Origin of the sequence: Sulfitobacter sp. HI0027 (assembly GCF_001634775.1) — a bacterium.
Lineage (GTDB): Bacteria > Pseudomonadota > Alphaproteobacteria > Rhodobacterales > Rhodobacteraceae > Sulfitobacter.
On sequence record NZ_LWER01000455.1, the window covers coordinates 1 to 17,030 of the forward strand.

Sequence of the window (17,030 nt, forward strand, 5' to 3'; positions counted from 1 at the left end):
TGTGAAATCAGGCACCGTCATTGGCGATTGCATGCCACGCCATCGTGCGCAGGAGTTCCTGAAATTCCTCCGACAGATCGACAAGGCTGTGCCCACGCGGCGCGATGTGCATCTGGTGCTCGACAACTACGCCACCCACAAGACGCCTGAGGTAAAGGCCTGGCTCGAAAAGCATCCGCGCTTCAAGCTGCACTTCACGCCCACCAGCGCGTCATGGCTGAACCTGGTGGAGCGCTTCTTTGCCGAGATCACATCAAGGCGCATCCGGCGCGGCAGCTATTCCAGCGTCGATGATCTTGAGGCCGCGATCTACGACTATCTGGCCCACCACAACGAGAAGCCAAGGCCCTTCAAATGGACCAAAACCGCAGAGGATATCCTCACCCGGGAACGTCGCGCGCTGGACAAGCTCGATGAAACTCGCGGAAACAGGTAGGAAGTGTCAGACTCAGAGCACTAGCGTCTCTCCCACCACAGTGCCGTCGGGCAGACGCAAGGCAGGCACCAACCGCGCCGGGGCGAGGGGGGCAAGGTCTTGGGCCATGGTCCCACTGTAGAGGCCGACCAGATGCGCGCGGTAAGGAAGATCAAACTTCTCAAGCATCAGCCACCCCCTGAGGGACCAGCTGGAGAAGGTGCGATCGCCGATATAAAGATCATATGTCATAGGCGAAATTAGGCAGAAGCGGGCCGCCAAGCAAAGCCCTTTGTGCGGCGGTGCAGGCTAGGGCGTGTGATTAATGCCGTTGATCCGCCAAGTGCCGCTTTCATGTACCAAATGCGTGACCGAGAGATTGTCGATCTTATGGGCCATTGCCTCAAGCGGGCCGCCGCCTTGGGCCTGTTGGACCTGCGTGAGGATCACCCCGAAATGCGCCACGGCGATCACATGGGCGTTGGGGTGGGCCGCGTTGATCCGTGCCACCACTCGGTCGACGCGGGCCTTGGTCTGGTTCCAGCTTTCCCCTTCGGGGGCCGCGACATCGCCGGGCGTCTCCCAATAGGCGCGGCTGAGGTCGGGGTCACGCGCGGCAACCTCGGAAAAATGCAGCCCGTCCCAAGCGCCGAAATGCAGTTCGCGCAGCCCGTGTTCATGGGGCAAGCGGCGGCGCTTGGGCTGGGCGAGCGCATCCGCCGTATCCACCGCGCGCATCAGGTCCGATGAGAAAAGCAGCGCGTCGTCAGGCAGGTGCAGGTTCAAACGTGCCAGACGGGGGGCATCGGAAAGGTCAGCCGGGACATCGCGCCAGCCGACAAAATTTTTCTCATGGGTCGGGCCATGGCGCACCCAGTGCCAGATGGTCACGGCATCTCCCCTTTCAGCAGTTGCGGCAGGCCCACGACGACCTGCACCACGGTATCCGCCTCGGCGGCCAAGGCCATGTTGAGCCGCCCCTGCGCCTCGCGGAATTGCCGCGCCATAGCGTTCTCGGGCACGATGCCTTGGCCGACCTCGTTCGAGACGATGACCCAATGCGCGGCACAGGCGCGCAGAGCCGTCAAAAGCTGTGCCTGCGCGGCCATTAGATCGCTGTTTTCCATCAGGTGATTGCTAAGCCACATGGTCGCGCAGTCGATCAGCACAATTTCGCCTGCGGGCAATTTTGCCAGCGGTTCGGTCAGATCGAGCGGGCATTCAACGGTGCGCCATCCCGCATCACGTCTTGCTTGATGCTTTTTCACGCGTTCTTGAACTTCGTCATCCCAAATGCGTCCGGTGGCAAGGTAAGTCTTTGGCAGGCCGCTGGAATTTACGAGGCTCTCAGCCCATTCCGACTTGCCCGAGGCCGCCCCGCCTAGGGCAAAGGTAGTTCTAGGCAACATCTTCTCACCAAATATTTGAACCAAATGGCATGTCTCTGCGTATCTCCACCAACGGCCCATCACAAGGTGCGCCACGCATTTCTCAAGGGGGATACCAAATGTCATTGCAGACCGCTCGCGAATTTTCACTCACCCGCACCGCAATGAAGGCCGAATTGCTCGACGCCGAGACAGAGTTGGAATTGGCCTATGCGTGGCGTGATCAGCGGGATGAGGCCGCTCTGCATCGTTTGATCACCGCCTACATGCGTTTGGCGATCTCAATGGCGGGCAAATTCAAGCGTTACGGCGCGCCGATGAACGACCTGATCCAGGAGGCCGGTCTGGGTCTGATGAAAGCTGCCGACAAATTCGACCCCGACCGCGGCGTGCGGTTCTCGACCTATGCGGTCTGGTGGATCAAGGCGAGCATTCAGGACCATGTGATGCGCAACTGGTCGATGGTACGGACCGGTTCGACCTCCTCGCAGAAATCCCTGTTTTTCAACATGCGCCGCGTGCAGGCCCGGTTGGAGCGCGAAGCCACGGCCATGGGCGAGACATTGGACAAGCACCAGTTGCGCCAGATGATCTCGACCGAGATCGGCGTGCCGTTGCATGATGTCGAGATGATGGAAGGGCGTCTGTCGGGCTCTGACTATTCGCTGAACGCCACGCAATCGGCTGAGGACGAGGGCCGCGAGTGGATCGAAGCGCTGGCCGACGAAAGCGCGCAGGCCGCGGAACGTGTCGAAGAAAGCCACGACACCGCGCAACTGCGCAACTGGCTGCTGACGGCGATGCAGGGGTTGTCCGAACGGGAGCAGTTCATCGTGCGCGAGCGCAAATTGCGCGACCCTGCCCGCACCTTGGAAAGCCTCGGGGATGAGCTGAGCCTCAGCAAAGAGCGGGTGCGCCAGCTTGAGGCCGCGGCCTTTGGCAAAATGCGCAAGTCGCTTGAACTGCAATCGCGCGAGGTTTTTGCCTTTCTCGCCTGACCCCCTTCAGCGATGCCCACCGGGGCTGGCAGATTTCGCCGCCCCGGATTAAGGTCTCCCGAACGCAAACGGGGGGCCTTTATGCTGTCGGGCAAACATATTCTGCTGATCATCGGCGGTGGCATTGCCGCCTATAAATCCCTCGATCTGATCCGCCGCCTGCGCGAACGCGGGGCCAAGGTGACCCCGGTTTTGACCCGCGCAGGCGAAGAGTTCGTCACCCCGCTTTCCGTCTCTGCCCTGACCGGGGTGAAGGTGTTTCGCGATCTTTTCGATCTGGGGGATGAGGCCGAGATGGGCCATATTCAACTTAGCCGCGCGGCAGACCTGCTGGTGGTCGCCCCCGCGACGGCCGATCTGATGTCCAAGATGGCGCAGGGTGCGGCGAATGATCTGGCCTCGACCCTGCTGTTGGCCACTGACACGCCCGTATTGCTGGCACCTGCGATGAATGTGCGCATGTGGCAGCACCCCGCGACACAGCGCAACATCGCCACGTTGCGCGGCGATGGCATCACCATGGTGGGCCCGAATGACGGTGACATGGCCTGCGGCGAATTTGGACCGGGGCGCATGGCCGAACCGCTTGAGATTGTCGCCGCTGTTGAGGCGCAGCTTGGTAACGGACCCCTCATGGGCAAACGAATCCTCGTTACCTCCGGCCCGACCCATGAGCCGATCGACCCGGTGCGCTACATCGCCAACCGCTCTTCCGGTGCGCAGGGCACGGCCATCGCGCGCGCGCTGAGGGCTTTGGGGGCAGAGGTGACCTTTGTCACCGGCCCGGCAGAGGTTGCGCCGCCCGAGGGGGTCAAGGTGGTGCCCGTGCAAACAGCGCAAGAGATGATGCAGGCGGTAGACGCCGCACTGCCCGCCGATGCCGCCGTCTTTGCCGCTGCGGTGGCCGATTGGCACGTGCAGGGGGCAGGGGACCGCAAGCTGAAGAAATCCAAAGACGGGCTGCCCAGTCTCAAATTCGCGGAAAATCCCGACATCTTGAAAACCATCAGCCAGCGCAGCGAAGGCCGCCCCGCGCTCGTCGTGGGCTTCGCGGCAGAGACCGACGATGTGCTGGCCCATGCCACCGCGAAACGCGCGCGCAAGGGCTGTGACTGGATCGTCGCCAACGACGTTTCCCCCGCCACCGGCATCATGGGCGGGCGCGAGAATGCCGTGACGCTGATCACCGACGCGGGCGCAGAGGACTGGCCGCGCATGGGCAAGGATGCCGTGGCCGCCCGTCTGGCCGAACGCATCGCCGCAGCACTTGCCTAAGGGGAAGCTATGACCACGATCAAACTCTGCTGGGCCGATGGCGCGGACCGCAGCCTGCCACTGCCCGCCTATGAAAGCGCAGGCGCGGCCGGCGCGGACCTGCGGGCCAACCTGCCCGAAGGTCCGGTCACGCTGGCCCCCGGCGCGCGGGCGCTGATCTCGACTGGATTGCATATGGCGATCCCGCAGGGATTCGAGGTGCAGGTCCGCCCGCGCTCGGGGTTGGCGCTGAAATATGGGATCACCTTGATCAACAGCCCCGGCACCATCGACAGCGATTATCGTGGTGTGGTTGGGGTGATCCTTGGCAATACCGGAGAGGCGCCGTTTACCGTCGAACACGGCATGCGCATCGCGCAGATGGTCGTGGCCCCGGTGATGCAGGCGGGGTTCGATCTGGCCGACAGCCTTGACGAAACCCCGCGCGGCGCGGGCGGTTTCGGCTCGACGGGGGCGCTCTGATGCTGGCGGTTTTAATCATCGCTGCCGCTCTTTGGTTTGGCGGCGGGTTTCTCGGCCTGCCGCGCGGGCTACGTGCGGGGCTGGTTGCGGTTATGTATCTGGCTTTGGTGGGGCTGCATCTGGTCTTTCCGGCCACGCACCCGCTGCGGCTGGCCACCGGGGGCAGCGCCGCGCCTTGGCTGCTGCTGGGCGGCTTCGTTGTGCTGGTGATGCTCTACCGGCAGGGGCTGGCAACCCTGCGCGCCCGCGCCACACCGCGCGAACCGGCAGAGGTCCAGACCTCGGGCCGTTTCTCGGACAGTGAACTCAGCCGTTATGCCCGCCATATCGTACTACGCGAGGTCGGCGGGGCCGGGCAAAAGGCGTTGAAAAACGCCAAGGTGCTTGTCGTGGGGGCGGGTGGCCTCGGCGCGCCGGCGCTGCAATATCTCGCGGCGGCGGGCGTTGGCACCATCGGGGTGATCGACGACGACACGGTCGAGAACGCGAACCTGCAACGGCAGGTAATCCACAAAGACGCGGCCATCGGCACGCCCAAGGTCTTTTCGGCCCAAGCCGAGATGCTGGCGCAAAACCCCCATATCACCGTGCGCCCCTACCACCGTCGCCTCAGCGACGAGATCGCCGCCGAACTGGTGGCCGACTATGACCTCGTGCTCGACGGGACTGATAATTTCGACACCCGTTACCGGGTCAATGCCGCCTGTGTCGCGGCTGGTAAGCCACTGATTTCAGGCGCGCTCAGCCAGTGGGAGGGGCAGCTCAGCATCTTTGATCCCGCGCGCGGTGCGCCCTGCTATCGCTGCATTTTTCCGCAAGCGCCTGCCGCGGGGCTGGCACCCTCCTGTGCCGAGGCCGGGGTGATCGGGCCGCTGCCCGGCGTGATCGGCACGATGATGGCGCTTGAGGCGGTGAAGCTGATCACCGGCGCGGGCAGCGTGCTGCGCGGCGAGATGATGATCTATGACGGGCTTTACGGTGAGACCCGCAAGATCGGGCTCAAGCGGCGGGCGGGCTGCGAAACCTGCGGCGGGTGATTGCAAGTCTCCGCCCCGCGCCCCATCTAGAGCGCAAAGGAGATTTACATGACAAATCCGCTGCTCGCTGACTGGAACACGCCCTTCGGCATCGCCCCCTTTGACCGCATTTCAGACGATGATTTCGCCCCCGCGCTTGAGGAGGCATTGACCGCCCACCGGGCCGAGATCGACGCCATCGCAGAGAACCCCGCGGCGCCCAGCTTTGCCAATACGATCGAGGCGCTCGAAGCATCCGGCGACGCGCTCGACAAGGTGCTGAGCGTGTTCTTTACCGTCGCGGGGGCCGACAGCAACGGCGCGCGCGAGGCGTTGCAGCGCGATTTCTCGCCCAAGCTCGCCGCGCATCAATCGGCGATCTCGGGCAACACCAAGCTCTTTGCCCGCATCGCTGCCATCTGGGAGGCCCGCGACACGCTCGATCTGACCGAGGAGCAGGCCCGCGTGCTGATGCTGACACATCGCGGCTTCGTCCGCTCTGGCGCGGCGTTGACCGGGGCGGCCGCCGAGCGGATGAAAGAGATTAAGGCGCGGCTGGCGGTGCTGGGCACGCAGTTCACGCAAAATCTGCTGGCCGATGAGCGGGATTGGTTCATGCCGCTGTCGGAGGGCGATCTGACCGGCTTGCCGGATTTCGCGCTCGACGCCGCCCGCGCGGCGGGCAAGGAGAAGGGCGCGGATGGCCCGGTGGTCACGCTCTCGCGGTCGCTGATCACACCCTTCCTGCAATTCTCAGACCGTCGCGACCTGCGCGAAAAGGCGTTTCGTGCGTGGGAAGCACGCGGTGCGAATGGCGGGGAAACCGACAACCGCGACATCGCTGCCGAAACGCTGGCCCTGCGCAAGGAGCGGGCGGAACTTCTGGGCTATGAAAATTTCGCCGCTTACAAGCTGGAAACCGAAATGGCCAAGACGCCGGATGCCGTGCGCGACTTGCTGATGTCGGTTTGGAAACCTGCCAAGGCGCAGGCCGACGCCGATGCCGAGGTGCTGACCGCGCTGATGCGCGAGGACGGCGTGGACGGGGCGTTGGAGCCATGGGATTGGCGCTACTACGCCGAAAAGCGCCGTGCGGCAGAGCATGACCTCGATGAGGCGGCGCTGAAGCCCTATTTCCAGCTCGATCGGATGATCGACGCGGCCTTCGACTGCGCCAACCGGTTGTTCGGGCTGGCGTTCGCGCCGCTCGACGTGCCGCTGTACCATCCCGATTGCCGGGCGTGGGAAGTGACGCGGGACGGCCAGCATGTGGCGGTCTTTATCGGCGATTACTTCGCGCGCGGCTCGAAACGTTCGGGCGCATGGTGTTCGGCTATGCGGAGCCAAGCGAAGTTCCCCCGCGCGCAGGCGCCGGTGGTGATCAACGTCTGCAATTTCGCCAAGGGCGACCCGGCGCTGCTGTCCTATGACGACGCGCGCACGCTGTTTCACGAATTCGGCCATGCGCTGCACCAGATGCTGTCGGACGTGACCTACGAAAGCGTCAGCGGCACCTCGGTGGCGCGGGACTTTGTGGAATTGCCCAGCCAACTTTATGAGCATTGGCTGGACCAGCCGGAGGTCTTGCAGAAATTCGCGACCCATGCCCGCACGGGCGAGCCGATGCCGCGTGAGATGTTGGACAAGGTGCTGGCGGCGTCGACCTTCGACATGGGGTTCCAGACGGTGGAATATATCGCCTCGGCCCTCGTCGATCTAGAGTTCCACGACGGTAGCCCGCCCGCCGATCCGATGGTGAAACAGGCCGAGGTGCTCAGCAGCATCGGCATGCCTCAGGCGATCCGGATGCGCCACGCCACGCCGCAATTCGCGCATGTCTTCTCGGGTGACGGATATTCCAGCGCCTATTACAGCTACATGTGGTCCGAGGTGATGGACGCCGACGCTTTCGCCGCCTTCGAAGAAGCGGGCGGCGCATTTGACGCGGAGCGCGCCGAAGCGTTGGAGACCCACATCCTGTCGACCGGCGGCAGCCGCGATCCGGCAGAGCTTTATACCGCGTTCCGGGGGCGACTGCCGGGGGTGGAGGCGCTGCTCAAAGGGCGCGGGCTGGCGGCCTGAGCCTTGACGCGGCCGGGGGTTAGTACCCCCGGTCGCGGTCTACCAGATGTAGCAGAGGCTCTCCGGCCTCACTGCGGCGGATGTTCTCGGCGATGACTTCCGAGGCGGTCTCATTGCGCGTGGCCGCCGCGAGATGCGGGGTCACGGTGACGCGCGGATGCGCCCAGTAGGGGTGATCCTCAGGCAGCGGTTCCACGCGGAAGACATCCAGCGTAGCATGGGCGATCTGCCCGCTGTCGAGTGCGGCAAGCAGGGCGTCATCATCGATCAGCGGGCCACGTCCGGGGTTGATGATAAACGCGCCTTTGGGCATCTGCGCCAGTGTCTCGGCATTTAGCACGTCTCGCGTGGCGGGGGTGTCGGGCATCAGCAGCACGGCGATCTCGGCCCGTTTCAGCGTTTCTGTCAGGCCCGCATCGCCATGCAGGCAGCGCACGCCCTCGATCTGCTTTTCGCTCCGCGACCAGCCGGTCACGTCGAAGCCCAGACCCACCAACGCCGCGGCCACCGCTTGGCCGAGCGCACCGACGCCCAGCACCGCCACGCCCCGCTCGCGTGCCAGTGGCGGGGTGCGCGGCTCCCATTTAGCGTCCTCGCGCAGAATGTCCGCATCCATCCCTAGATGATGGCGCAGCACATGGCCCGTGACCCATTCGACCATGCCGTGGGTCAGGCCGAAATCGACCATCCGTGTCAGCGGGATATTCAAGGTCTCATTGCCGGTGATCGCCTCCACCCCGGCCCAGAGGTTCAGCACCGCTTTGGCGCGGGTGTAGGGGGTGAAATCCTGCAAGTCGCTGTTGGGGGCATAGACGATATAATCGACCTCTTCGGGCGGCAGGTCGGTGGCCAGTGTGAAATCCCGCCCCGGCAGGGCCATGCGCAGCGCGTCGTTCAGCGGTTTTTCGTAGCCGTCCCAGCGTTCGGCTTTGGCGGCGAAGAGAATATTGATCGTCATGAATTACCTCGGTCTATGAACATGTGCCGATTGCACCAGCCCAAAGGCCAGCAGCAGCACCAGCATGGCCGAGCCGCCATAGCTCACCATCGGCAGCGGCACGCCAACCACAGGGGCCAGCCCCATGACCATCGACATGTTAACGGCGAAAAAGAGAAAGAAGTTAAGCGCGATACCCAGTGTCAGCAGGCTGGAGAACCGGTCTTTGTTCTTCACCGCCGAGGCCACGCAGAACAGGATGATCAGCGCATAAAGCCCCAGCAGAGAGACGCCGCCGACGAAGCCGAACTCTTCGGCCAGCGTGGTAAAGATAAAGTCGGTGTGTTTCTCGGGCAGGAAGTTCAGCCGCGACTGGGTGCCTTGCATGTAGCCACGCCCAGACCAGCCGCCCGAGCCGAGCGCGATCTTGGATTGGGTGATGTGGTAGCCCGCGCCAAGCGGGTCTTGGCTGGGGTCGAGAAAAGTGTCGATGCGGCGGTATTGGTAATCTTTGAGCAGTTGCCACGGGGTGCCGCGCGATTGGAAGACGGCAGTGACCAGCCCGATGGCGGCGGTGATGACGGCGGCGAAATAGGCCCAATGCACACCTGCAAGGAACATCAGCCCGCCCCCGGCGGTCAAAAGCAGGATCGAGGTGCCCAAGTCGGGCTGTTTCAGGACCAAAGCGGTGGGGACCACGATGATCAGGATCGGGAGCAGGACCCAAAAGGGGCGCGAGACCTTTTTGACCGGCAGCCAGTCGTAATAGGCGGCCAGAAACAGCACCAGCGTGATCTTCATCAACTCCGACGGTTGCAGCCGCATGAAGCCAATGTCGATCCAACGCTGCGCGCCCATGCCGACAGAGCCAAAGAGTTCGACCGCGACCAGTAGCACCAAGGTCGCCCCATAGGCCACGCCCGACAGGTTGCGCCAGAGCCAGATCGGCACCATCGCCACGGTGAACATGATCGCAATGCCCATGCCGAAACGCTTCATCTGCGGTTCGGCCCAAGGAGAGAATGACCCGCCCGCGACCGAGTAGAGCATCAAGAAACCCACGCCCGCGACGCTGGTCAACAGGATCGCCAGCGGCCAGTTCATGAAAAGGATCTTGCGCAGCCCCGTGGGGACGGATTTTACCGTATGCTCCAGATAACTCATGCCTGATCGTCTCCCGCTACGCTGGCCGAGGTTTCCGGCGCGGTGTCGCGTAGTTCTTCTTGTTGGGTGGCGATGCGGCCCCGGTCGGACTTGGGGTAGGCTTCGAGCGGCGGCTCGCCCCCGGCCATGGCCTGCAACATCACGTCGCGCGCAATCGGGGCGGCGGCGGTTGATCCGCCCCCCCCGTGTTCCACCAGCACGCAGGCCGCGTATTTGGGTTTGTCGTAGGGCGCGAAGCACACGAACAGAGCGTGGTCGCGGCGCTCCCACGGCAGGTCGGCGTTGCTGGTCACACCACGGGCGCGTTCGGCGGCGGTGATGTTGCGCACCTGACTGGTGCCGGTCTTGCCCGCCATGCGCATCGTGTCGTCGATGATGCGGCTGCGATAGCCGGTGCCGCGGCGGTCGTTGACCACGTCGTACATCGCTTTGCGCAATTGGCGCAGGTTGTTTTCGTTCAGGCCCATCGGCTCGCCCGCGCCGCTGGGTTGCTCCACCCCGTCGATGGATTTAATCAGCCGCGGCGCCACCGCGCGCCCGGTGGCGATCCGCGCGCTCATCACCGCCAGCTGCAGTGGGGAGGACAGGGTAAAACCCTGCCCAATGGAGGCGTTGACCGTGTCGCCCACGACCCAATCCTCGCCCCGGGCCGAGCGTTTCCACTGTTTGGTCGGCGCAAGCCCGCCCGCGACCGAAGACAGCGCCAGATCGTGTTTGATGCCAAGGCCAAAGCGGTTCGACATGGCGGTGATCTTTTCGATGCCCACCTTCACGGCCAGATCATAGTAGTAAACATCGCAGGATTGCTTGAGCGAATCCTGAAGGTTGACCCATCCATGGCCCGCGCGTTTCCAACAGTGGAACCGCCGGCCCGCGACCTCCAGATGGCCGGGGCAATAGACGGTCTCATCGGGGGCGACGATGCCCTCTTCGATGGCGGCAAGTGCCACGATCATCTTGAAGGTCGAGCCGGGCGGGTAGGTGCCCTGTACGGGTTTGTTCACCAGCCGGCGGTATTTGGAGTTTAGCAGCGGGTTATAGTCCGCCGAAGAGATGCCGCCGATAAAGAGGTTCGGGTCATAGCTGGGCGAAGAGGCCAATGCGGCCAGATCGCCATTCTCGCAGTCAATAATGACCACGGCGGCGCTTTCGTCTCCCAGACGGGCCTGCACATAGCGTTGCAGATTGGCATCCACGGTCAGCTGCAGGTCGGCCCCGGCCTGACCTTCGCGCCGCTCCAACTCGCGCATCACGCGGCCTGTGGCGTTCACCTCTACATGTTTGGTGCCCGCCGCACCGCGCAGCAGGTTCTCGGCGCGGGCTTCGACGTTGATCTTGCCGATTTGAAAGCGCGGGATGCGCAGCACCTGATCGGGGTTTTCCAGCGCGTCGAGGTCGGCTTGGCTCACCCGGCCCACGCGGCCCACCACATGGGCGAAATCCGCGCCGCGCGGGTAGACGCGAGTCAGGCCTACTTCGGGGGTGACGCCGGGCAGGGCAGGGGCGTTGACGCTGACCTTGCTCACGACCTCCCAACTGACGTCATCGACGATGGTGACGGGCAGGAAGGGCGCGGAGCGAGCCATCTCGGTCATGGCGCGTTCGCGGGTTTCGTCATCAATTTCGATAACTTGGGCCAAACGTTCCATCACCGCCGCCACGTCGCCCGCGTCTTCGCGCACCATGACGATCCGGTAGGAGGGGACGTTGTCGGCAAGCTGTACGCCGTTGCGGTCGAAAATCTCACCGCGGGAGGGCGGGATCAGGCGGATGTTGATGCGGTTCTCTTCGGCGAGCAGGCGAAATTGGTCGGCCTGATCGACCTGCAGATAGCGCATCCGCGCGGCCAGACCGCCCATGAACAGCAGTTGCGCCCCGCCCAAAAGCGCGGCGCGCCGGGTCAGGCGCGTGTGGTTTGCATCGTTGTCGGCGCGGCTACGTCTCATCTCATCGCTCCCCGATCACACCCGTTTGCCAAGCGCGTCCAGATCGCCCGGCGCGGTCTTGCGCACGCCCATGATACCATGGGTCACCGCCACGATCAGCGGATAAGCGAGCATCGTCAGTGCCAATTCCGTGAGGTTCAGCGTCATGGCGGGCGTGGGCACCAGTGCAAGGCTCAGCAAAATGCGGTTGGCAAAGATCACTATGGTCAGGATCACCGCCACGGTCAGCCATTCGGCGGCAAAGCTCGCATCCCGCAGATGCCGCCCCCGCGACTTGAGGTTCTCGACCCCGATCAAGGCCAGCACCGCCCAAAGGCCGGGCGGGCGTTGCAGCAACAGATCCGCCAGCAGAAAGACCAAGGCCAGAAAAAGCGCGGGCACATATTCAGGCCGTCTGAGACCCCAAGCGCAGGCAAAGCCCAGTAGCAGGTCCGGCCCGGCCCAAGCGCGCGGGGTCGTCTCAAGCGGAAGCAGGTGGAAGAACAAGATCACCAGCGCCAGCGCGACAAAGCTCAGGCGCATGACCCACAGGCGGCTGCGCGACAGATCGGTCATGGCTGCACCCCAACCGGCGCCGCCGGGTTGGCCAAGGGGCCATCGGAGGTGATGACATGGGCGGTGTCCGGCACGGTTTCATTGCCATGGTGGCGCAGCACGCGCAGGAACTCCAACCGCTCGTAATCCGCCGCCAGCCTGACGCGAAGACGCCCGCCTGGATCGGCGGCGACTTGACCGATGAGGATGCCCGCCGGGAACACCCCGCCATCGCCCGAGCTGATCACCCGGTCACCGGGGCGGACCAGCTCGCGGTTCTCGATGAAATCAAGCGGCGGCGCGGCGCTGTTGTCGCCCGCCACGATGGCCCGCTGGCCAGAAGGCTGGATCGTCGCCGGAATGCGGCTGGAAGCGTCGGTGAGCAGGATCACGCGCGCGGTGTTCTTGCCCACGCCTGCAATGCGGCCTACAAGGCCGATGCCGTCCATCGTGGCCCAACCTTCAACCAGCCCATCACGCGCGCCGACGTTCAGCAGCACCGATTGGCGGTAGGGCGATCCGCTGTCGGCCAGAACGGTGCCGGTGATGAATGTGAGGCGCGGGTCAAGCCGCACGTTGTTTAGATCCAGCAGGCGGGCGTTCTCTTGCTCTAGCTGAAGGGCCGCTTCTTTCCACGCCTGCATCTGCCGCAGTTCCGAACGCAGTTCGCGGTTCTGTTCGCTCAGACGTTGGTAGCTCTGGAAATCGCGCAGAAGGTTAATGGTGCCTGTCACCGGGGCCATGGCCCAATCAAGGTTCGGCACGAAACGGTCGGTCACCTGCGCGCGGAAGCGTTCAACGCGGGGGCTGTCGATGCGCCAGAGCAGGAAAATCCCGACCAGCGCCAACACCAGCACAGCCAGCAGCAACCGGCGCAGGGGGCCGGTGAAATCGCTGGAACTGGAACGGTCTTTGGGCATCTGTGCCGAAACTCCCACCCGGTCAGGCGGGGCGGTGTCGCCGCGTGCCGGGTCTGGCTAATCTGCCAGTGTTAACTGTCGTAGTCGATCGCGTGGCGCAGTTGTTTCTCGTATTCCAGCGCTTTGCCGGTGCCGAGGGCCACGCAATTGAGCGGCTCATCCGCGACCGAGATCGCAAGGCCGGTCTGCTCGCGCAGCGCCAGATCAAGATCGCCCAGCAGTGCACCGCCACCTGTCAGCATCACGCCGCGGTCGACGATGTCGGCGGCAAGATCGGGCGGGGTGGTTTCCAGCGCGGTCATCACCGCTTCGCAGATTTGCTGTACCGGCTCGGCCAGCGCTTCGGCGATCTGCGCTTGGGTCACTTCGATTTCTTTCGGCACACCATTCAGCAGGTCACGGCCCCGGATCTGCATTGAGGTGCCGCGCCCGTCGTCGGGCATCCGCGCCGTACCGATGGAGGTCTTGACCCGCTCGGCAGTCGTCTCACCGATCAGCAGGTTCTGCTGGCGGCGCAGGTAGCTGATGATGCCTTCGTCCATGCGGTCACCGCCGATGCGGACAGAGCGTGCGTAAACGATGTCGCCCAGCGACAGCACCGCAACCTCGGTCGTACCGCCGCCGATATCGACGACCATGTTACCCGTGGGATCGGTGATCGGCATGCCCGCACCGATGGCCGCAGCGATGGGTTCCGCAATCAGCCCGGCGCGGCGCGCACCAGCGCTCAGCACCGACTGGCGGATCGCGCGCTTCTCAACCGGGGTCGCCCCATGCGGAACGCAGACGATGATCTTGGGTTTGGAGAAGGTCGAACGCTTGTGCACCTTGCGGATGAAGTGCTTGATCATTTCCTCGGCGGTGTCGAAGTCGGCGATGACCCCTTCACGCATCGGGCGGATCGCTTCAATGCTGCCGGGCGTCCGGCCCAGCATCAGCTTGGCGTCTTCGCCAACGGCGAGCACTTTCTTGACGCCGTCTTTGACGTGATAGGCCACCACCGAAGGTTCGCTGAGAACGATGCCCTTACCCTTGACGTAAACCAGCGTATTCGCGGTGCCGAGGTCGATCGCCATATCGGAGGAGAACAGGCCGCGGAATTGATCGAGGATGGACATAACAGTAGCGGAGCCTTGCAAATATTCGGACAGGCCCGCCAGCATGGGACCACGCGCGGGCTATTGGCTCTTATAGGGCGCACGGGGTCAGGGTGAAAGGGGCAAGACCGCAAAGGTGGCGCGATATTGCCGCCGCGCTATCATAGAGCGGTATATTTAGAGCGCAGCACAGGCGGAGGTCGGCGATACCATGCAAAAGATACAGACACTTGGGGTGCATCACATCACCCTCACCGGGGCCGACCGGCAAAGCTCGATCGACTTCTGGGAGGGGGTTTTGGGGATGCCTTTCATCTTTGACCAGCCCAATTTGGATGACCCGGATGAAGGGCATCTTTATTTCGATCCGGGCGATGGGCGGCTGATTACGATTTTCACCAATGAGACCCGCAAGCGGGTGCATAACCGCACGCCGATGGATCCGGGCTGCGTGCATCATCTGGCCTTTGAGGTAGACCGCGCGATGTTTGACCAAATCCCCGAGCGGTTAGAGGCGCGGGGCATCGGGCATTCGGGTGTGAAGGATCGAGGCTTTATGCATTCGATCTATTTCAAGGATCCGCTGGGTCTGTTGATTGAACTGGCCTGCTACACCTTCATCCCGCCGCGTGGGTCGAGCCATGCTGAGGTGATGCTTGAGGCGCATAAGCTGCGGGTTGCGGCGGGAGATGATCATATCCAGCGGCAACATCTGGCGGATGCGGTGGTGATGATTGTGGAGCGGGGGCAGGCGTCGCTGAGTGCGGATCGCGGGGCGAAGAATCCTTATTGAGATTGGTTCTCCGTTGGCGACTGCCGCCCGGCCCGGGACAAGCCGCAGGCGCCGGGCCATCGCCTGCCCGCTCCGTCACGCCGGAGGCGTGCCGGAATGAACTGAGCGCACCTTTGGTGCGACCGGGTAGGCGATTTGGTGAGGCTGGGTGGGACCTAGAAAACGCACACCACGGCTGCACCATAAAGTGGCACCAACTTAGCCTTGGATCGCCAACCCGCGGGCAGGCGCTGGCCCTCCCCGCAAATAAAAAGGGCGGGGTTTCCCCCGCCCTCCGCATCAACTCACATCTTTATAATTGATCTCGCGCTTATCCGTGCCGCCCTTCTCACGCCGCACCAACAGCCGGTTCAGCGCATGGATATAAGCCCGCACACTTGCCACCACAGTATCGGTATCCGCCGACTGACCGGTCACGATGCGGCCCTCTTCCTCCATCCGCACGGAAACCGTCGCCTGCGCGTCGGTGCCTTCGGTCACGGCATGCACTTGGTAAAGCTGCAAGCGCGCGGTGTGCGGCACCAGCGCCTTGATGCAGTTGAACGCCGCATCGACGGGGCCATCGCCGGTTTGGTTGGTGGACTGCTCAGCACCATCCACATCCAGCACCATATTGGCGGTCTGCGGGCCATCGGTGCCGCACACGACCTTCATCGATTTGAGGCGAATGCGGTCTTCCTCGGGATCGGTCGCGGTGCGCATCAACGCAATCAGGTCATCCTCGTAGATTTCCTTTTTACGATCGGCCAATTCCTTGAACCGGACAAAGACATCCTTGAGCTGGTTGTCGCCCAGTTCAAACCCGAGGTCTTCGAGCTTGGACCGCAGCGCGGCGCGGCCTGAATGCTTGCCCATGACGATGTTGGTCTCGGTGAGACCCACGTCCTCGGGGCGCATGATCTCGAAGGTCTCAGCATTCTTGAGCATGCCGTCTTGGTGGATGCCACTTTCATGCGCGAAGGCGTTCTTGCCCACAATCGCCTTGTTGAACTGCACCGCAAAACCCGAGACCGTCGCAACACGGCGCGAGATGTTCATGATCTTGGTGCTGTCGATGCGCGTCTCGTAAGGCATGATGTCATTACGCACCTTCAGCGCCATGACGACCTCTTCCAATGCGGTATTGCCCGCGCGTTCGCCCAGACCGTTGATGGTGCATTCGACCTGCCGCGCGCCGGCTTCCACGGCGGCAAGGCTGTTGGCCGTCGCCATGCCCAGATCGTTGTGGCAGTGCGTGGCAAAGATGATCTCATCCGCGCCGGGCACGTTTTCGAGCAGTTTGGCGATCAGATCGGCGCTTTCGCGTGGGGCGGTGTAGCCCACGGTGTCGGGGATGTTGATCGTGGTGGCCCCGGCTTTGATGGCGATCTCAACAACGCGGTAGAGGTAATCAAGCTCGGTCCGCGTGGCATCCATCGGCGACCATTGCACGTTGTCGCAGAGGTTGCGCGCGTGGGTCACGGTCTCATGGATACGGTCGGCCATCTCATCCTGTGTCAGGTTCGGAATGGCGCGGTGCAGGGGCGAGGTGCCGATGAAGGTATGGATGCGCGGCTGGCGGGCGTGTTTCACGGCCTCCCAACAGCGGTCGATATCGCCCAGTTGCGCGCGGGCAAGGCCACAGATCACGGCGTTTTGGCTTTGGCGGGCGATCTCGCTCACCGCGTTAAAGTCGCCTTCGGAGGCGATGGGAAAACCCGCTTCGATGATGTCGACGCCCATCTCATCCAAAAGCTGCGCAATCTCCAGCTTTTCGGCATGGGTCATCGTCGCCCCGGGGGACTGTTCGCCATCCCGCAAGGTGGTGTCAAAAATCAGCACACGGTCCTGTTTCGTCATATCGGTCATCCTGGGTTCTTTCTTTGCTGGTATCCTTGGCGCGCGACACATCCCTCTGAGCGGGCGCGCCGAAGGGCACGCTCAGAGGCGAATTAGGTGCAGCAAGTTGGCACACAGCAGGCCCGCGCGGTTGCGCGGCAGGGTCGGGATATGGACGGCCTGTG

General features: G+C 63.4%; 16 protein-coding genes and 1 pseudogene. 7 read left to right on the forward strand and 10 right to left on the reverse strand.

The annotated features are described in order from the left end of the window. Nucleotides 1-436: IS630 family transposase (locus A3722_RS22155; RefSeq protein WP_150120580.1), on the forward strand; the 436-nt coding region annotated here is incomplete at its 5' end. Between the two features lie 15 nt (nucleotides 437-451). On the opposite strand, the pseudogene A3722_RS22160 reads toward A3722_RS22155, so the two are convergent. The 3 genes and pseudogenes from A3722_RS22160 to cobU form a co-directional block, all read right to left on the reverse strand. After that, a pseudogene (locus A3722_RS22160) lies at nucleotides 452-667 on the reverse strand (glutathione S-transferase N-terminal domain-containing protein); the annotation flags it as partial. A 57-nt stretch (nucleotides 668-724) separates the two neighbouring features. Next, complete coding sequence (locus A3722_RS22165; RefSeq protein ID WP_067626283.1) at nucleotides 725-1,306, reverse strand: histidine phosphatase family protein; 582 nt, start codon at nucleotides 1,304-1,306, stop codon at nucleotides 725-727. Further along, the gene (gene cobU, locus A3722_RS22170; protein ID WP_067626288.1) at nucleotides 1,303-1,824 is read right to left on the reverse strand and encodes a bifunctional adenosylcobinamide kinase/adenosylcobinamide-phosphate guanylyltransferase; all 522 of its coding nucleotides are present in this window, start codon (nucleotides 1,822-1,824) and stop codon (nucleotides 1,303-1,305) included. The genes A3722_RS22165 and cobU overlap by 4 nt, the downstream gene beginning before the upstream one ends. A 98-nt stretch (nucleotides 1,825-1,922) precedes the next feature. Between cobU and A3722_RS22175 the strand changes: the two genes are divergently transcribed. From A3722_RS22175 to A3722_RS22195, 5 genes are all read left to right on the forward strand, one after another. Then, on the forward strand, nucleotides 1,923-2,801 hold the full coding sequence (locus A3722_RS22175) for an RNA polymerase factor sigma-32 (protein WP_067626281.1): 879 nt from the start codon (nucleotides 1,923-1,925) through the stop codon (nucleotides 2,799-2,801). An 81-nt stretch (nucleotides 2,802-2,882) separates the two neighbouring features. Beyond that, on the forward strand, nucleotides 2,883-4,076 hold the full coding sequence (gene coaBC / locus A3722_RS22180; protein WP_067626279.1) for a bifunctional phosphopantothenoylcysteine decarboxylase/phosphopantothenate--cysteine ligase CoaBC: 1,194 nt from the start codon (nucleotides 2,883-2,885) through the stop codon (nucleotides 4,074-4,076). Between the two features lie 9 nt (nucleotides 4,077-4,085). Next, nucleotides 4,086-4,538, forward strand: coding sequence for a dUTP diphosphatase (dut, locus tag A3722_RS22185; protein WP_067624570.1), 453 nt, complete (start codon nucleotides 4,086-4,088; stop codon nucleotides 4,536-4,538). After that, the gene (locus A3722_RS22190; protein WP_067624567.1) at nucleotides 4,538-5,575 is read left to right on the forward strand and encodes a HesA/MoeB/ThiF family protein; all 1,038 of its coding nucleotides are present in this window, start codon (nucleotides 4,538-4,540) and stop codon (nucleotides 5,573-5,575) included. The genes dut and A3722_RS22190 overlap by 1 nt, the downstream gene beginning before the upstream one ends. A 48-nt stretch (nucleotides 5,576-5,623) precedes the next feature. Next, on the forward strand, nucleotides 5,624-7,636 hold the full coding sequence (locus A3722_RS22195) for a M3 family metallopeptidase (protein WP_067624564.1): 2,013 nt from the start codon (nucleotides 5,624-5,626) through the stop codon (nucleotides 7,634-7,636). A gap of 19 nt (nucleotides 7,637-7,655) precedes the next feature. Here A3722_RS22195 and A3722_RS22200 read toward each other — a convergent pair whose 3' ends face one another. The 6 genes from A3722_RS22200 to A3722_RS22225 all read right to left on the reverse strand — a co-directional run bounded on the left by A3722_RS22200 (nucleotide 7,656) and on the right by A3722_RS22225 (nucleotide 14,255). Further along, nucleotides 7,656-8,594, reverse strand: coding sequence for a 2-hydroxyacid dehydrogenase (locus tag A3722_RS22200; protein ID WP_067624561.1), 939 nt, complete (start codon nucleotides 8,592-8,594; stop codon nucleotides 7,656-7,658). Nucleotides 8,595-8,597: 3 nt separating this feature from the next. Beyond that, complete coding sequence (gene rodA / locus A3722_RS22205) at nucleotides 8,598-9,737, reverse strand: rod shape-determining protein RodA (protein WP_067916467.1); 1,140 nt, start codon at nucleotides 9,735-9,737, stop codon at nucleotides 8,598-8,600. Continuing rightward, complete coding sequence (gene mrdA, locus A3722_RS22210) at nucleotides 9,734-11,683, reverse strand: penicillin-binding protein 2 (RefSeq protein ID WP_067916470.1); 1,950 nt, start codon at nucleotides 11,681-11,683, stop codon at nucleotides 9,734-9,736. The genes rodA and mrdA overlap by 4 nt, the downstream gene beginning before the upstream one ends. Before the next feature lie 15 nt (nucleotides 11,684-11,698). After that, complete coding sequence (locus A3722_RS22215; protein WP_067916472.1) at nucleotides 11,699-12,238, reverse strand: rod shape-determining protein MreD; 540 nt, start codon at nucleotides 12,236-12,238, stop codon at nucleotides 11,699-11,701. Continuing rightward, nucleotides 12,235-13,137: a rod shape-determining protein MreC gene (mreC, locus tag A3722_RS22220; protein WP_067623318.1), complete on the reverse strand. Its 903-nt coding sequence runs from the start codon at nucleotides 13,135-13,137 to the stop codon at nucleotides 12,235-12,237. The genes A3722_RS22215 and mreC overlap by 4 nt, the downstream gene beginning before the upstream one ends. 71 nt (nucleotides 13,138-13,208) lie before the next feature. Continuing rightward, nucleotides 13,209-14,255 carry a rod shape-determining protein gene (locus tag A3722_RS22225; protein ID WP_067623410.1) on the reverse strand — a complete coding sequence of 349 codons (1,047 nt, stop codon included), beginning with the start codon at nucleotides 14,253-14,255 and terminating at the stop codon, nucleotides 13,209-13,211. 190 nt (nucleotides 14,256-14,445) lie between these two features. On the opposite strand from A3722_RS22225, the gene A3722_RS22230 reads away from it, so the two are divergent. Then, nucleotides 14,446-15,027 carry a VOC family protein gene (locus A3722_RS22230; protein WP_067623321.1) on the forward strand — a complete coding sequence of 194 codons (582 nt, stop codon included), beginning with the start codon at nucleotides 14,446-14,448 and terminating at the stop codon, nucleotides 15,025-15,027. Nucleotides 15,028-15,306: 279 nt separating this feature from the next. Here A3722_RS22230 and A3722_RS22235 read toward each other — a convergent pair whose 3' ends face one another. Then, a complete protein-coding gene (locus A3722_RS22235; RefSeq protein WP_067623324.1) occupies nucleotides 15,307-16,875 on the reverse strand; it encodes a 2-isopropylmalate synthase in 1,569 nt (522 codons plus the stop codon). Nucleotides 16,876-17,030 lie beyond the last annotated feature (155 nt).

Excerpts from the sequence above, each read along its gene's own strand:
- cobU (WP_067626288.1), bottom strand. The coding sequence starts at position 1,824 with ATGTTGCCTAGAACTACCTTTGCCCTAGGCGGGGCGGCCTCGGGCAAG.
- A3722_RS22175 (WP_067626281.1), top strand. The coding sequence starts at position 1,923 with ATGTCATTGCAGACCGCTCGCGAATTTTCACTCACCCGCACCGCAATG.
- coaBC (WP_067626279.1), top strand. The coding sequence starts at position 2,883 with ATGCTGTCGGGCAAACATATTCTGCTGATCATCGGCGGTGGCATTGCC.
- dut (WP_067624570.1), top strand. The coding sequence starts at position 4,086 with ATGACCACGATCAAACTCTGCTGGGCCGATGGCGCGGACCGCAGCCTG.
- A3722_RS22190 (WP_067624567.1), top strand. The coding sequence starts at position 4,538 with ATGCTGGCGGTTTTAATCATCGCTGCCGCTCTTTGGTTTGGCGGCGGG.
- A3722_RS22195 (WP_067624564.1), top strand. The coding sequence starts at position 5,624 with ATGACAAATCCGCTGCTCGCTGACTGGAACACGCCCTTCGGCATCGCC.
- A3722_RS22200 (WP_067624561.1), bottom strand. The coding sequence starts at position 8,594 with ATGACGATCAATATTCTCTTCGCCGCCAAAGCCGAACGCTGGGACGGC.
- rodA (WP_067916467.1), bottom strand. The coding sequence starts at position 9,737 with ATGAGTTATCTGGAGCATACGGTAAAATCCGTCCCCACGGGGCTGCGC.
- mrdA (WP_067916470.1), bottom strand. The coding sequence starts at position 11,683 with ATGAGACGTAGCCGCGCCGACAACGATGCAAACCACACGCGCCTGACC.
- A3722_RS22215 (WP_067916472.1), bottom strand. The coding sequence starts at position 12,238 with ATGACCGATCTGTCGCGCAGCCGCCTGTGGGTCATGCGCCTGAGCTTT.
- mreC (WP_067623318.1), bottom strand. The coding sequence starts at position 13,137 with ATGCCCAAAGACCGTTCCAGTTCCAGCGATTTCACCGGCCCCCTGCGC.
- A3722_RS22225 (WP_067623410.1), bottom strand. The coding sequence starts at position 14,255 with ATGTCCATCCTCGATCAATTCCGCGGCCTGTTCTCCTCCGATATGGCG.
- A3722_RS22230 (WP_067623321.1), top strand. The coding sequence starts at position 14,446 with ATGCAAAAGATACAGACACTTGGGGTGCATCACATCACCCTCACCGGG.
- A3722_RS22235 (WP_067623324.1), bottom strand. The coding sequence starts at position 16,875 with ATGACCGATATGACGAAACAGGACCGTGTGCTGATTTTTGACACCACC.